The sequence below is a fragment of the Streptomyces sp. NPDC002935 genome, from assembly GCF_040611295.1.
In the GTDB taxonomy this organism is placed as follows: domain Bacteria; phylum Actinomycetota; class Actinomycetes; order Streptomycetales; family Streptomycetaceae; genus Streptomyces.
This window is the reverse complement of the sequence record NZ_JBEXNW010000002.1, coordinates 241,090-254,176: the sequence shown is the minus strand read 5'-3', so window position 1 is coordinate 254,176 and position 13,087 is coordinate 241,090. Positions and strand designations below refer to the sequence as shown.

Annotated in this window: 12 protein-coding genes; 7 read left to right on the top strand and 5 right to left on the bottom strand. The window is 70.9% G+C overall.

What is annotated here, in order from left to right; all coding sequences use genetic code 11:
* Nucleotides 1–11 precede the first annotated feature (11 nt).
* The 3 genes from ABZX90_RS03280 to ABZX90_RS03270 are packed head-to-tail and all read right to left on the bottom strand — an operon-like array spanning nt 12 to nt 4,595.
* Nucleotides 12–1,988 carry a dipeptide/oligopeptide/nickel ABC transporter permease/ATP-binding protein gene (locus tag ABZX90_RS03280; protein ID WP_355201136.1) on the bottom strand — a complete coding sequence of 659 codons (1,977 nt, stop codon included), beginning with the start codon at nt 1,986–1,988 and terminating at the stop codon, nt 12–14.
* On the bottom strand, nt 1,988–2,947 hold the full coding sequence (locus tag ABZX90_RS03275; RefSeq protein ID WP_351119504.1) for an ABC transporter permease: 960 nt from the start codon (nt 2,945–2,947) through the stop codon (nt 1,988–1,990). Before ABZX90_RS03275 ends, ABZX90_RS03280 begins: the two co-directional genes overlap by 1 nt.
* Before the next feature lie 19 nt (nt 2,948–2,966).
* A complete protein-coding gene (locus ABZX90_RS03270; protein ID WP_355201134.1) occupies nt 2,967–4,595 on the bottom strand; it encodes an ABC transporter substrate-binding protein in 1,629 nt (542 codons plus the stop codon).
* A 268-nt stretch (nt 4,596–4,863) separates the two neighbouring features.
* Between ABZX90_RS03270 and ABZX90_RS03265 the strand changes: the two genes are divergently transcribed.
* Complete coding sequence (locus ABZX90_RS03265) at nt 4,864–5,604, top strand: FadR/GntR family transcriptional regulator (protein WP_351119797.1); 741 nt, start codon at nt 4,864–4,866, stop codon at nt 5,602–5,604.
* A gap of 259 nt (nt 5,605–5,863) precedes the next feature.
* On the top strand, nt 5,864–6,274 hold the full coding sequence (locus tag ABZX90_RS03260; RefSeq protein ID WP_351119794.1) for a protein phosphatase: 411 nt from the start codon (nt 5,864–5,866) through the stop codon (nt 6,272–6,274).
* 97 nt (nt 6,275–6,371) lie between these two features.
* Here ABZX90_RS03260 and ABZX90_RS03255 read toward each other — a convergent pair whose 3' ends face one another.
* The gene (locus tag ABZX90_RS03255; RefSeq protein ID WP_355201132.1) at nt 6,372–7,223 is read right to left on the bottom strand and encodes an ABC transporter permease; all 852 of its coding nucleotides are present in this window, start codon (nt 7,221–7,223) and stop codon (nt 6,372–6,374) included.
* A complete protein-coding gene (locus tag ABZX90_RS03250; RefSeq protein WP_355201130.1) occupies nt 7,220–8,134 on the bottom strand; it encodes an ATP-binding cassette domain-containing protein in 915 nt (304 codons plus the stop codon). Before ABZX90_RS03250 ends, ABZX90_RS03255 begins: the two co-directional genes overlap by 4 nt.
* A gap of 132 nt (nt 8,135–8,266) precedes the next feature.
* Here ABZX90_RS03250 and ABZX90_RS03245 point away from each other — a divergent pair, with 132 nt between their 5' ends.
* The 5 genes from ABZX90_RS03245 to ABZX90_RS03225 all read left to right on the top strand — a co-directional run bounded on the left by ABZX90_RS03245 (nt 8,267) and on the right by ABZX90_RS03225 (nt 13,077).
* On the top strand, nt 8,267–9,643 hold the full coding sequence (locus ABZX90_RS03245; protein WP_355201129.1) for a histidine kinase: 1,377 nt from the start codon (nt 8,267–8,269) through the stop codon (nt 9,641–9,643).
* Nucleotides 9,640–10,311, top strand: a complete 672-nt coding sequence (locus tag ABZX90_RS03240) for a response regulator transcription factor (protein ID WP_355201127.1) — start codon at nt 9,640–9,642, stop codon at nt 10,309–10,311. The genes ABZX90_RS03245 and ABZX90_RS03240 overlap by 4 nt, the downstream gene beginning before the upstream one ends.
* Before the next feature lie 179 nt (nt 10,312–10,490).
* Nucleotides 10,491–11,183 carry a hypothetical protein gene (locus ABZX90_RS03235; protein ID WP_355201125.1) on the top strand — a complete coding sequence of 231 codons (693 nt, stop codon included), beginning with the start codon at nt 10,491–10,493 and terminating at the stop codon, nt 11,181–11,183.
* Between the two features lie 159 nt (nt 11,184–11,342).
* Nucleotides 11,343–12,089 (top strand): DNA repair protein RecO, encoded by a 747-nt coding sequence (gene recO, locus ABZX90_RS03230; protein WP_351119496.1) that lies wholly within the window; start codon nt 11,343–11,345, stop codon nt 12,087–12,089.
* Nucleotides 12,090–12,231: 142 nt separating this feature from the next.
* Nucleotides 12,232–13,077 carry an isoprenyl transferase gene (locus ABZX90_RS03225; protein WP_351119495.1) on the top strand — a complete coding sequence of 282 codons (846 nt, stop codon included), beginning with the start codon at nt 12,232–12,234 and terminating at the stop codon, nt 13,075–13,077.
* Nucleotides 13,078–13,087: the final 10 nt, after the last annotated feature.

Sequence of the window (13,087 nt, the reverse complement as noted above, 5' to 3'; positions counted from 1 at the left end):
CGGCGGAACCCTCATGTGACGGCCTCGCTCTCCGTGGTCACCAGGTCGACGGCCGGGTGGTGGCAGGCCGCCGTGTGCGTGTGCGTGCCGACCAGGTCCGGCGCCGTCGTCCGGCACACCTCGCTCGCCATCGGACACCGGTCGGCGAACCGGCAGCCGGCCGGGAAGTCGGCGGGGGAGGGGACGACTCCCCTGATCTGCGTCATGCGCTCCGCCGCCGACTCCAGGGACAGCACGCTGCCCAGCAGCCCGCGCGTGTAGTGGTGCGCAGGGGACTCCACCAGGTCCGCCGTCACCCCCGTCTCCACGATCTGGCCGCCGTACATCACGACCACCCGGTCGGTGACCGCCGAGATCAGCGCCAGGTCGTGCGAGACGAGGATCAGGGCGAAGTCCAGCTCCGCCCGCAGCCTCAGCAGCAGCTCTATGACCTGCGCCTGGACCGTCACGTCCAGGGCCGTCGTCGGTTCGTCCGCGACGATCAGCCGGGGCTCCCGGGACAGCGCCATCGCGATCAGGACACGCTGGCGCTGGCCGCCGGAGAGCTCGTGGGGGTAACTGCGCAGCGTGCGCTCGGGATCGAGGCCGACCAGAGCGAGGAGCTCGGCCGCCGTGCGCTTGCCGCCCCGTCGTATCACCTGCTTGAGCTGCGCCCTGATCGTCATCGCCGGGTTCAGGGACGACAGTGCGTCCTGGTAGACCATCGCCATCTCGTGGCCCAGCAGCCGGCGCCGTACCCGCATCGGCTCGCCCACCAACTGCCGTTGGTTGAAACGGACATGGCCGCGCACCCGGGCGCCCTTCGGCTCCAGGCCCATCACGGTCAGGGCCGTCAGCGACTTGCCGCAGCCCGACTCGCCGACCAGGCCCAGGACTTCGCCCGGATACACCTCGAAGCTGATGCCGTCGACGATGTCCACACCGCTGTGCCGGTTGTCGAAGCCGATGGCCAGGTGCTCGACGGCGAGGACGGGCTGCCGGCCCGTGGGGAGCGGCCGGGCCCGTGAGCGAAGCCGCGCGGCGGCCTCCGCCAGACCGGGCAGTTCGAGGACCGTGCCGCTGCCCGGCTCGGGGGCTTCGAGGCGGTCCTCGGCGGGGGGCACGGACACCTCACGGGCCGCCGGAGCGGCCCACGCGTCGGAGACACCTTCGGACAGGATGTTCAGCGACAGCACGGTGACCAGCATCAGCAGGCCGGGGAAGACGGTGGCCCACCAGCCGCCGGTCAGGACCATGTTCTTGCCGTCGGCGATGACACTGCCCCAGGACGGGTCCGGGGGCCGTACGCCCGCGCCGATGAACGACAGCGAGGCCTCGAAGACGATGGCCTCGGCGACCTGCACGGTGCAGAACACCAGGATCGGGGCCGCGCAGTTGACGGCCACGTGCCTGAGGACGATGTGCGGGGTGCGGGCGCCGATCACCTGCTCGGCCGTGACGTAGTCCTCCCCGTACTGGTCGAGGACGTTCGCCCGCACGACCCGGGCGACCGGCGGGGTGAACAGGAACGCGATCGCGCAGATCAGTACGGTGATGCCGCCGCCGAACACGGCGACGAGCACGGCGGCGAGCGCGATGCCGGGGAACGCCATCACGACGTCCAGGCAGCGCATCAGCGTCTCGTCGACCGCCTTGCGCGAGGTCGCGGCGAGCGCGCCGAGCAGGGCTCCCACGACCAGGGCGAGCGCGGTGGCGCCGAGACCGATCGCCAGCGACCAGCGCGCCCCGTACATCAGCCGGCTGAGGATGTCCCGGCCGAGACTGTCCTGCCCCATCCAGTGGCCGGCCGACGGATGCCCGGTGCTGTCCACCGGCGGCTGCTGGTCGAGCGGGTCGTGCGGCGCGAGCAGGGGGGCGAACAGCGCCGTCAGGACGACCACGGCCAGGAAGCAGACCGCGATCTTCGACAGCGGCGGCAGCCTGCGCCAGCCGCGCAGCCGGACACCGGGCCGGGCGAGGACCCCCGCCAGTTCCTTCCGCGTGAACATCAGGTCGCGTCCCTCAGTCGTGGGTTGACCAGCAGATACAGGATGTCGATGACGAGGTTCACGACCACGAAACCGACGGCCGTGGTCAGGACGACGCCCTGCACGACCGCCGGGTCACCGTTCTTCACGGCGTCGATCATCAGCTTGCCCATGCCGGGCAGCGAGAAGATCGTCTCGATGACGACCGCGCCGCCCAGCAGATAGCCCACGCGCAGGCCCAGCACGGTGAGCGGGTTCATCAGGGCGTTGCGCAGGACGTTGCGGCCGACGACCACCCGGGGCGGCAGCCCGCTGCCGATCGCGGTGCGCACGTAGTCCTTGTCGAGCTCCTCGACCACGGATGTCCTGACGATCCGGGTGAGCTGGGCCGCGACCGGCAGGGAGAGCGCGAGCGCGGGCAGCGCCATGGTCTTCAGCCAGCCGGACAGCGAGTCGGCCGGGTTGATGTAGCCGCCGGTCGGGAACCAGCCCTGGTCGACGGCGAGATACTGGATCATCAGCAGCGCCAGCCAGAAGCCCGGCGCCGCGACCCCGGTCAGGGACACGACCCGGATGATCTGGTCGGGCAGCCGGTCGCGGTAGATCGCGGCCGTGACCCCGCCGAGCAGCGACAGCACCACCGCGATGCCGAGCCCCAGGAAGGTGAGCTGGAGCGTGAGCGGTAGCGCGGTGGTGACCTGCTCGACGACCGGCGCCCGGGTCAGCGCGCTGGTGCCCATGTCGCCGTGCACCAGGTCCGCCACGAAGTGGAAGTAGCGCACGGGCAGCGGATCGAGCAGGCCGTTCTGCTCTCTGAAGTCGTGCAGCTGCTGCGGGGTCGGGTTGGCGCCCTGGAAGAACGCCGACGCCGGATCGACGTCCGAGAACCGCATCACCAGGAACACGAACAGGACGATCCCGAGCATCAGCGGCACGAGCAGCGCGACACGGCGCAGCAGGATCCTGACGATGGCGACCACGTATCAACTCCCTCGGCGACTAGACCCACTTGGCTTGCAGCAGGTTGATGCCCGGGTAGGGCTGGGGCCTTATCCCCGCGAGCCGCTGCGGATTCCACGCGGTCATCAGCTCGTTGTGCACGACCGGGTAGAGCACGGCCTGTTCGGCGACGACGTCGATGTAGTCCTGGATCATCGTCTTCTTCTTGTCGGCGTCCGGCTCCTGCGTCGCCCGGTCCATGTCCTTGAAGAGCTGCTTGGCGACCGGGTCGCCGGCCCAGCGGGCGTAGCCCATCCAGAGGTTCTGCGGGCCGTAGTTGTAGTGCATGATCAGGTCGGCGTCGAGGCCGAACTGGTTGGGGTTCGAGGCGGCGGCGACGACCTGGTAGTCCTGCTTCTGGTCCATCTTGGTGAACACGGCCGTGGTCTCCTGCGGGGACAGCGTCGTCTGCACGCCGATCGCGTCCCAGGACGCCTTGATGGTCGGCAGGCAGTCGACGATCCAGCTGACGTTCACCGACAGGATCTCGATCTTCAGCCCCTTGACCCCGGCCTCCTTCAGGAGCTTCTTCGCCTTCTCCGGGTCGTAGGCGTAGACGGTCTTCGCGGGCCGGTAGGAGGGGTTGGCCTCGTTGAGGAAGGAACTCGACGGCCTCCCGTGCCCCTTGAGCGCGACCTCGACCATCTTGCCGGTGTCGATGGCGTAGTGGAGCGCCTGGCGGACGCGTACGTCGTCGAACGGCTTGTGCCGGGTGTTGAACATGAGGAACAGGTTGTTCATGCCCGCGCCGCCCTGGACGGTCATGCCGCCCTTGCGGAGCTGCTCGATGTTGGCGTACGGGATGTTGTCGGCGATCTGGGCACCGGCGCTCGCCCCGGAGATCTTGGCGACGCGGGGCGCGGCATCCACTATGGTCAGCCAGTTCATCTTCTTGAAAGCGGGCTTGCGCGGTCCGTTGTAGGCGGCGAACGCCTCGAACGTCGTGTTCGACTTCGGGTGGTGCGCGGTCTGCCGGTACGGTCCCGAGCCGATCGCCTTGCCCTTGATCGCGTCGTCCCAGGCGCCCGGCTGGGAGAAGACGTGCTTGGGCATGATCTTCGCCAGGGTGAGCCGGGAGATCCCCTCGGGAAAGGGGAACTTGAGGACCAGCTCGACGTTCTGCGCGTCGATCTTGCGGACTTCCTTCAGCCAGCTCGCGAAGAAGCCCTTGGCGAGGGTCTGGGTCTTCGGATCCAGTATCCGGTCGAAGACGAAGACGACGTCGTCGGCGGTGACCGGCTTCCCGTCGTGGAACGTGGCACCCGCCCGCAGTGTGAACTTCCAGGACGTGCCGGTGAGGTCGGCGGGCACCTGGGTGGCGAGCGCGGCGTAGGGCTCGCGGGAGATCGGGTCGGTGTCGAGCAGGCCCTCGTAGATGTGGTTGTTGGCGGCCATGCAGAAGGCGGACGCGGTCTGCGTCGGATCCCAGCTGCCGTCGTTCCCGTAGCCGATCACGGCCGTCAGCGTGGCGTTCCTGCCGCTGCCCGAGCCGCCGGTGTCGTTCGTGGACTCCGGCCCGGACGAGCAGGCGGCGAGGGACGAGGAGAGGGTGGCGGCCGCGCCCAGGGCGCCGGTGTACTTCAGGAACGACCGGCGGTGCAGCGCCGGAGTGTGGGTCACGTCGCGCACGGTTCCTCCAGCAAGGAGTGGTCCAGTTGAGCGGTCCGGTGGGGCGGTGGAGCGGGCGGTGCGATGGCCCGGGAGCAGGAGATACGACGTCCTACGTCATAGGGGGCAGCGTGACCATAAGAGGGGGCGCGGAGGGGGTCAAGGGATCGCACACGAATGGCGTATCTTCCACAGGTGCGACCAATGGCGGTATGAAACAGGGGTAGTTGGCCGAACTTGGCGTTTAATCAGCCCGGAGGTGGGACGTCCGATGTCCAGCGAGCGTACGATGCGGCGCATGCCTGAGGAGACCGGGAACCGGCGTCGGCCCGAGCGCCGGGTGAGCAGTCAGATCCAGCGCGAGGTCATGCAGCTGATCCTCGACCAGGGGCTTCCGGCCGGTGCGCCACTGCCCACCGAGACCGAGCTGATGACCGATCTCGGCGTCAGCCGCAACTCGGTCCGTGAGGCGCTCAAGGCCCTCCAGGCGCTCGACATAGTCGAGATCCGGCACGGCTACGGCACCTATGTCGGCGAGGCGTCCATGACGCCGTTCGTCGACGGTCTGACCTTCCGCACGCTCGCCCGTCCGGACGATCCGACCGGGGCGCTGGCCGAGATCCTCCAGGTCCGCGAGGTGCTGGAGGAGGGTCTGATAAGCCGGGTGGTCGAGGTGCTGACCGAGGAGGAGCTGGACCGGCTCGAAGCCGTCGTCACGGAGATGGAGTCGGCGGGCCTCGACGGCCGCTCCTTCCCCGAACTCGACAGCGAGTTCCACGAGTTGCTGTACGCGTCGCTCGGCAACCCGCTCGTGCCCCAGTTGCTCGGCGCGTTCTGGACCGTCTTCCGGCGGGTCGCCGTGGTGCGCGGCTGGACCGACGACATCACCCCGGAGGTGACGGCCCGCCGCCACCGCGACATCCTCACCGCCCTGCGGGTGCGGGATGTCGAGGGGACCCGGCGCGCGATGGCCGACCACTTCCGCGGCATCGAGTCCCGGGCAGCGCAGGGCTCCCGCGGAGTGAGCTGACCCGAGCCTGGTGTTCGTGAGCCTGCTTTCCCGGGCCTGCTTTCCCCAGGCCTGCGCTTCCCTGGCCTGCTCTGTCCCGGCCCTTGACCCTCGGGGCGACCTGGTCCCGCCCTACGCTGGTCCCGTGGCCGAAATCGAACCCGACGCGGAACCCGACGCGGACCTCGGATCGCATCCCGGCGCGCGGCCCGGCACCGGCGTCGGCGGCGGTGCCGACAGTGCTGCCGGCGGTGGTGCCTGGGACCCGGGTGGCGCGGGTGTGCTGTTCCTGCCCTCCGGGCGGCTGATCCGGGGCCGGGCCCTGCGCCGGCCGCTCCCCGCCGACGGCGGCCCGGCGCCCACGTACGCCGTTCACCTGCTCGGCGGACAGCCGCCCCCGGTCCCCTGGGAAGCGCACTGGCTGCGCTGGCCGGACTTCCGGCTGCCCGCCGACCGCGCCGAGGCCCGCGCGGTCCTCACCGAGGCCTGGCGGCGGGCGGCCGGCGAGCGCGTCGAGATCGCCTGCCGCGGCGGCCGGGGCCGCACCGGAACGGCCCTGGCCTGCGTCGCCGTCCTCGACGGCGTACCGCCCGGGGAAGCGGTGGCGTACGTACGCCGGCACTACGACCGGCACGCGGTGGAGACACCGTGGCAGCGCGCCTACGTGCGCCGCTTCGGCGCCCAGGGCTGATCCGGACGGCCCCCTCCGGGCGCACATCATCCCCACGCGTCCCGGCTTCCTGCCGCAAGCGTCCCGGACTCGGCCCCGCAGGTCTCCGACGCCCGCCTCACACGTCCCGGCGGTCCACCGCCACGATCGCGACGACGGCCGCCACCGCGGCCCAGGCGGCGAACGTGATCCAGGCGCCCGTGACCGTCGCCTGATGTCGGGGGACCAGCGTGAACGGATCGTGGGCGTAGGCGATGTCCGCCAGACGGTTCCACGCGTTGACGGGCTGGGCGTGCTTCACCGTGGCCGCCCAGGCATAGCGGTCGGTGATGAAGGTGGGGATCAGCAGGAGCACGGCGGTGGCGGCGACCATCGTGGTCGCGCTGTGCCGGATCAGGGCCCCGAGCGCCATCCCGGCGAGCGCGCAGACCGGGGCGAGGAGCGCCGAGGCACAGACGACGCGCAGCGCGCCGGGGTGAGTGAGGGAGACGCCCGCGTCCCGGGTCGAGAGGATCGCCTGGCTGGAGGCGAAGGAAGCGCCCGCGACGAACGCGCCGTAGACCGTCATCACGGCGGTCAGCAGGGTCACCTTCGCCGCCATCAGCGCACGCCGGTCGGGAACGGCCGCGAAGGTCGTACGCACCAGCCCGGTCGCGTACTCGCCCACGATCGTGATCGCGCCGATGCTCGCCACCGCCAGGACCAGGATCATCGCGGAGCCGTCGGTGAAGGCGTCCCGCAGGGCCAACCGGGCGATCTGCGCACGCATCTGGTCGTTGAAGCGCGGGTGGTCGGCGGCGTCCACCCGTGCCGCGTTCGCGTTGAACGCGATCACCGCCAGTGCACCGGCGCCCAGCGCCCAGTACGTCGAACGCAGCGAGCAGAGCTTGATCCACTCGGCGGCGACGAGGTCGCCGAAACGGGGAGCGGGGGTGGAGGCGGGGGCGGCAGGCGCGGCGGTGGTCGTCATCGGGAGTCTCCGGCGAGGAATTCGGCACTGTCGGCGGTCAGTTCCATGAAGGCCGCTTCCAGAGAGGCGGCCTGCGGGGTCAGCTCTTCGAGCAGAATCCGGTGCTGGAAGGCGAGTTCGCCGATATGCGCCGCGCTCAGCGCCGACACCTTCAACGTCCGTCCGTCGTACGGCGCCACCGCCGCACCCTCGGCGGACAGCACCGCCGTCAGCCGTCCGACGTCCGGTGTGCGGACCGTCACGGTCTGCCGGGTGCCTCGCGCCGCGAACCGCGCCACGCTCTCCGCGGCGATCAGCTCACCCCGCCCGATGACGATCAACTCGTCCGCTGTGTTCTCCATCTCCGACATGAGGTGACTGGAGACGAAGACCGTGCGGCCCTCGCCCGCGAGTCCGCGGAACAGGCCGCGCACCCACAACACGCCTTCCGGGTCGAGGCCGTTGAGCGGTTCGTCGAACAGCAGCACCGGCGGATCGCCGAGCAACGCGCTCGCGATCCCCAGACGTTGCTTCATGCCCAGCGAGTAGCCGTCCACGCGGCGGCGGGCGGCCGAGCCCGAAAGCCCCACCTCCCGCAGCACCTCGTCGACCCGGCCCGCCGGGATCCGGTTGCCGCGGGCCAGAGCCGACAGATGGGCCCGCGCACTGCGCCCGCCGTGCACATCGCCCGCGTCCAGGAGCGCGCCGACATGGCGCAGTCCGCGCGGGCGGTCCCGGAACGGGCGTCCGTCGACGGTGGCCGTCCCGGCGGTCGGCGCGACCAGCCCGAGCAGCATGCGCAGGGTCGTCGTCTTGCCCGCTCCGTTCGGGCCGAGGAACCCGGTGACGTGCCCCGGGCGCACCTGGAACGTCAGCCGTCGTACGGCCGTCGTGTCGCCGTATCTCTTCGTCAGTTCGTCGACTTCGATCACCCCCACACCGTCCCGTCGACGGCCGGTCGGACGCATCGCCCCGGCGCGGACACTCTCCGGCCAGGCCTGTCGACCCCGGTTGTACGTCCACGGGCCGATGTCCGCGCCACACCGCCTGCCTACGATCGGCGCATGCATGTCACGCCGCCGATTCCCCCGCTCAAGCGGGTGCCGCCCGGCGCCTGGGTGGCCCTGGCCTGGTGCGCCAGCACTCTGTTCACGTTCCTCGCGCGGATCCGGCTGCCCGGCGAGCAGACGGCCAACGAGCTGGTCGCCGCCCAGTTCTACCGCTGGGACGGCCTGCTGATCCTCGCGGTGTCGTGCGCCCTGGCCCTGGCCGGCGGGCGGCTGCTCACGCGCCGGCCCCTGGCGGCCTTCACTCTGCTGCTCGCGGCGGCCGCCTTCATCACCATCAACCTCGCTGTGGGCGCGATCCAGCTCGCCCAGTACCTGGCCGTCGACATCGCCCTCTACTTCATCGCGGCCGCACGCCCCCGCCGTACCGGAGTCACCGCGCTCACCATGGCGCTCGCCCTCCTGGTCGCCTGGCTGACGGTACGGCTGCTGCACGGATGGGGTGTCGGCACACTCGTCGAACTGACCGTGGCCCTGACCGTCGTCGTCTCCTGGCTGCTCGGCGACTCCGCCCACCGCACCCGCGTCCACGCCGAGCAACTGCGCGTCCGGGCCGCGGGTCAGGCCGTCACCGACGAACGCCTGCGCATCGCCCGCGAGATGCACGACATGGTCGCCCACAGCATCGGCATCATCGCCCTCCAGGCCGGCGCGGCGGCCCGTGTCGTGCACACCCAGCCTGACGCCGCCCGCGAGGCGATGACAGCGGTCGAGACGGCCGGCCGCGAGACCCTCGCCGGGCTCCGCCGCATGCTCGTCGCCCTGCGCCAGGCCGACCAGGACCGGAGCGACCGGGCCCACCCGTCCGGGGCCCCGGGGAGTGGCGCCTCCGGCACACAGAGCGGCCTGCGCGAAGAGGGCGACCCCGACGCGCCGGGCCGGTCCAGGGAACACGACCCCGCGGAGCCGGACCGTTCCCCCGCGCCCGGCGGGAACCGGTCCCGCACCCCGCAGACGGCGCCGCTCCGTCCCGCCGAGGGGCTCGCCGACCTCGACCGGCTCGCCGCCGCGACGACGGCCGCGGGGGTCCGCGTGGACGTCCGCTGGAGCGGCGAGCGGCGTCAACTCCCGCCGGACATCGACCTGTCCGCGTTCCGGATCGTCCAGGAGTCCATCACCAACGTCGTACGGCACGCGGCGACGACCGCCTGCCGGGTGACCGTCGAGCACCGCGACACGGAGGTCGCCGTCGAGATCACCGACGACGGCCGGGGGAGGGGCGCCACCACGGACACGGGATTCGGCCTCATCGGTATGCGCGAGCGAACCGCCCTGCTGCACGGCGAGTTCACCGCGGGTCCGCGCCCCGAGGGCGGCTTTCGCGTGAGCGCCCGCCTCCCGCTGCCGGCCACGAGCACGGCGGCCGCCCGATGACGGTCCGCGTGGTCCTCGCCGACGACCAGCAGCTCATCCGCACGGCCCTGCGCATGGTCATCGCCGACATCGAGGACATGGAGGTGGTGGGCGAGGCGGCGAACGGCGAGGAAGCCGTGGCCCTCGCCGGACAACTCCGCCCCGATGTGGTCGTCATGGACATCCGCATGCCCGGCATGGACGGCATCGAGGCCACGCGCCGGATCACCGCGGCCGCCGCCGGACCGAGCAGCGAATCGAGGATCGTCGTGCTGACGACCTTCGACGATGACGACTACGTGTACGGGGCGCTGCGCGCGGGCGCGTCCGGATTCCTGGTCAAGGACATGGGCCTGGACGACATCATCGCGGCGATCCGCGTGGTGGCGGCCGGGGACGCCCTCATCGCCCCCGGTGTCACCCGTCGGCTCATCCGGGACTTCACTGCCTCCCGCCCCGAACTGGCCCGGGCACAGCGCGAGTTGAAGGGCATCACCGAACGCGAACGCGAGGTCCTGACACTGGTCGGTACCGGGCTGTCCAACACGGAGATAGCCGAGCGGCTCTTCATCAGCGTGGCCACGGCGAAGACGTACCTCACCCGCCTGCTCTCGAAGCTGGACGCGCGGGACCGCGTCCAGCTCGTGATCATCGCTTACGAGGCGGGGCTGGTGTCCGTGAACCGGTGAGCGCGGGAGGACCGCGTACCCGATGGCGCCGATGATGCCCGTGACGTCGGTGACGCGAGAGGGGCGAATCGATTCACCATGATCTATTCCCGTAGAATTGCGTGAAAGTCGCACAAGTGCGGTGTCTGGGCGGCAATATGGCCTGATCTTCCTCAGAACCACGAACCCGAGGCAGCTCCATGACCAGACCGCAGTCCCCGACGGATCCCTACGCGGGGCCGCAGCGCCCGTCCCGTCCGGCCCCGGGCGACTCCCATCGGACCGCGCTCGTCGTGGCCCTGATCGGCGCCGCTGCCACGATCGTCGCGGCTGTCATCGGACTGTTCGTGCAGCTGAGCGGGGAGGTGGAACAGAGCGGCTCCCGTCCGCCGCTCGGCGGCGCGTCACCCGCCTCCGACACACCCGGCGTGCCCGATGACCCCGGTGCTCCCCGCACGTCTGGGCCACCGAGCGCGTCCACGGCACCCGGAGTGTCCGGTCCCTCCGACGGGGCCGCCATCGCTCCGGCGGCCGTCGGCGTGCCGGAGGAGTTCCTCGGGCGCTGGCAGGGCTACGCCGAGGAGGTCGACGCCACCAGGACCGACCACTACCGCGTCACCGTGGAGCTGGGCGGCGGGACCCGGCGGGAACAGGTCGGCAGCATCCACTACGCGATGGAGTCCTCCGACTGCTACGGCGTCGTCACCCTGACGGCGGTCGGCGGCGGCGACCAGGTGACGCTCGGGGAGGACATCCAGTCCGGCAACTGCGTCACGAACGGCCGCATCACCCTCACGCTGAACCCCGGGGACAGCATGGACTTCGCCTACGAGTCGACCAAGCGGGACGGCACCCGGCAGTCCGTGGAGGCCGGCCTGGAACGCGTCGCCTGACCGGTGACGAAGGCAGCCGGCCGGGCGCCCGGCGGGCAGGCCGGGACCATGCCGGGGCGGGGCCGCACACAGCCGCCGCGACGCGCCCCGTGGAGGTGCCCCGGCGCAAAGAGCCCCATCGGGGCCGGGGGGCGGGCGCCGTAGGCGAGAATGGGCCGCATGAGTCTGTTCCGCGACGACGGCATCGTGCTGCGCACCCAGAAACTGGGTGAGGCGGACCGGATCATCACCCTGCTCACACGCGGTCACGGGCGGGTGCGGGCGGTGGCGCGCGGCGTCCGGCGGACCAAGTCCAAGTTCGGGGCGCGCCTCGAACCCTTCTCCCACGTGGACGTGCAGTTCTTCGCGCGGGGTAGCGAACTGATCGGACGCGGCCTGCCCCTGTGCACACAGGGTGAGACGATCGCTCCGTACGGTAGCGGGATCGTCACGGACTACGCGCGCTACACCGCGGGCACCGCGATGCTGGAGACCGCCGAGCGGTTCACCGACCACGAGGGGGAACCCGCCGTGCAGCAGTATCTGCTGCTCGTCGGCGGCCTCCGTACGCTCGCCCGGGGCGAGCACGAGCCGCACCTCGTCCTCGACGCCTTCCTGCTGCGCTCCCTCGCCGTCAACGGCTACGCGCCCAGCTTCAGCTCCTGCGCCAAATGCGGCATGCCGGGACCGAACCGGTTCTTCTCGGTCGCCGCGGGAGGTTCCGTCTGCGTCGACTGTCGGGTGCCCGGCAGCGTCGTACCCTCGCCTCAGGCCCTCGAACTCCTCGGCGCGCTGCTCACGGGAGACTGGGAGACCGCGGACGCGAGCGAACCGCGGCACGTCCGGGAGGGCAGCGGGCTGGTGTCGGCCTATCTCCACTGGCATCTGGAGCGCGGACTGCGTTCCCTGCGGTACGTGGAGAAGTAGGCGCCACCCGGGCGCGCGAGAGCGGCAGCAGCGCACAAGAGCGGCAAGAGCACTTAAGAACAGCAAGAACAGCAAGAACAGTAAGAACAGCAAGTAGAGCAACACGAGCGCCGAGCGCACGCGAGAGGGAGACGAGAAGCACATGGTCGTACGCGGGATCCTGGGACGCCAGCGCCGCGAGTACAGGACGCCGGAACCGCACCCGTCCGGTGCCCGCGCGCCCAAACTCCCCGGCGAGCTCATCCCGAACCATGTGGCGGTCGTCATGGACGGGAACGGCCGGTGGGCCAAGGAGCGCGGGCTGCCGCGCACCGAGGGGCACCGGGTCGGCGAGGGCGTCGTCATGGACGTCCTCAAGGGCTGCGTCGAGATGGGTGTGAAGAACCTCTCCCTCTACGCCTTCTCCACCGAGAACTGGAAGCGCTCGCCCGACGAGGTGCGCTTCCTCATGAACTTCAACCGGGACGTGATCCGGCGCCGCCGCGACGAGATGGACGAGCTCGGCATCCGGATCCGCTGGGTCGGCCGTATGCCCAAGCTGTGGAAGTCCGTCGTCCAGGAGCTCCAGATCGCCCAGGAGCAGACGACGGACAACGACGCCATGACGCTGTACTTCTGCGTCAACTACGGCGGGCGTGCCGAGCTCGCGGACGCCGCCAAGGCGATGGCCGCCGACGTCGCCGCCGGCCGGCTCGACCCCGACAAGGTCTCCGAGAAGACCATCCAGAAGTACCTGTACTACCCGGACATGCCGGACGTCGACCTGTTCCTGCGCCCCAGCGGTGAGCAGCGCATCTCCAACTACCTCATCTGGCAGTCGAGTTACGCCGAGATGGTGTTCCAGGACGTGCTGTGGCCCGACTTCGACCGACGTGACCTGTGGCGGGCCTGCGTCGAGTACGCGCAGCGCGACCGCCGCTTCGGCGGCGCCGTCCCGAACGAGGACCTGCTCGCCATGGAGCAGGGCATGCGGGGCGACGGCTCGTAACACCTGCCGC

Excerpts from the sequence above, each read along its gene's own strand:
- recO (WP_351119496.1), top strand. The coding sequence starts at position 11,343 with ATGAGTCTGTTCCGCGACGACGGCATCGTGCTGCGCACCCAGAAACTG.
- ABZX90_RS03280 (WP_355201136.1), bottom strand. The coding sequence starts at position 1,988 with ATGTTCACGCGGAAGGAACTGGCGGGGGTCCTCGCCCGGCCCGGTGTC.
- ABZX90_RS03225 (WP_351119495.1), top strand. The coding sequence starts at position 12,232 with ATGGTCGTACGCGGGATCCTGGGACGCCAGCGCCGCGAGTACAGGACG.
- ABZX90_RS03265 (WP_351119797.1), top strand. The coding sequence starts at position 4,864 with ATGCGGCGCATGCCTGAGGAGACCGGGAACCGGCGTCGGCCCGAGCGC.
- ABZX90_RS03255 (WP_355201132.1), bottom strand. The coding sequence starts at position 7,223 with ATGACGACCACCGCCGCGCCTGCCGCCCCCGCCTCCACCCCCGCTCCC.
- ABZX90_RS03245 (WP_355201129.1), top strand. The coding sequence starts at position 8,267 with ATGCATGTCACGCCGCCGATTCCCCCGCTCAAGCGGGTGCCGCCCGGC.
- ABZX90_RS03240 (WP_355201127.1), top strand. The coding sequence starts at position 9,640 with ATGACGGTCCGCGTGGTCCTCGCCGACGACCAGCAGCTCATCCGCACG.
- ABZX90_RS03235 (WP_355201125.1), top strand. The coding sequence starts at position 10,491 with ATGACCAGACCGCAGTCCCCGACGGATCCCTACGCGGGGCCGCAGCGC.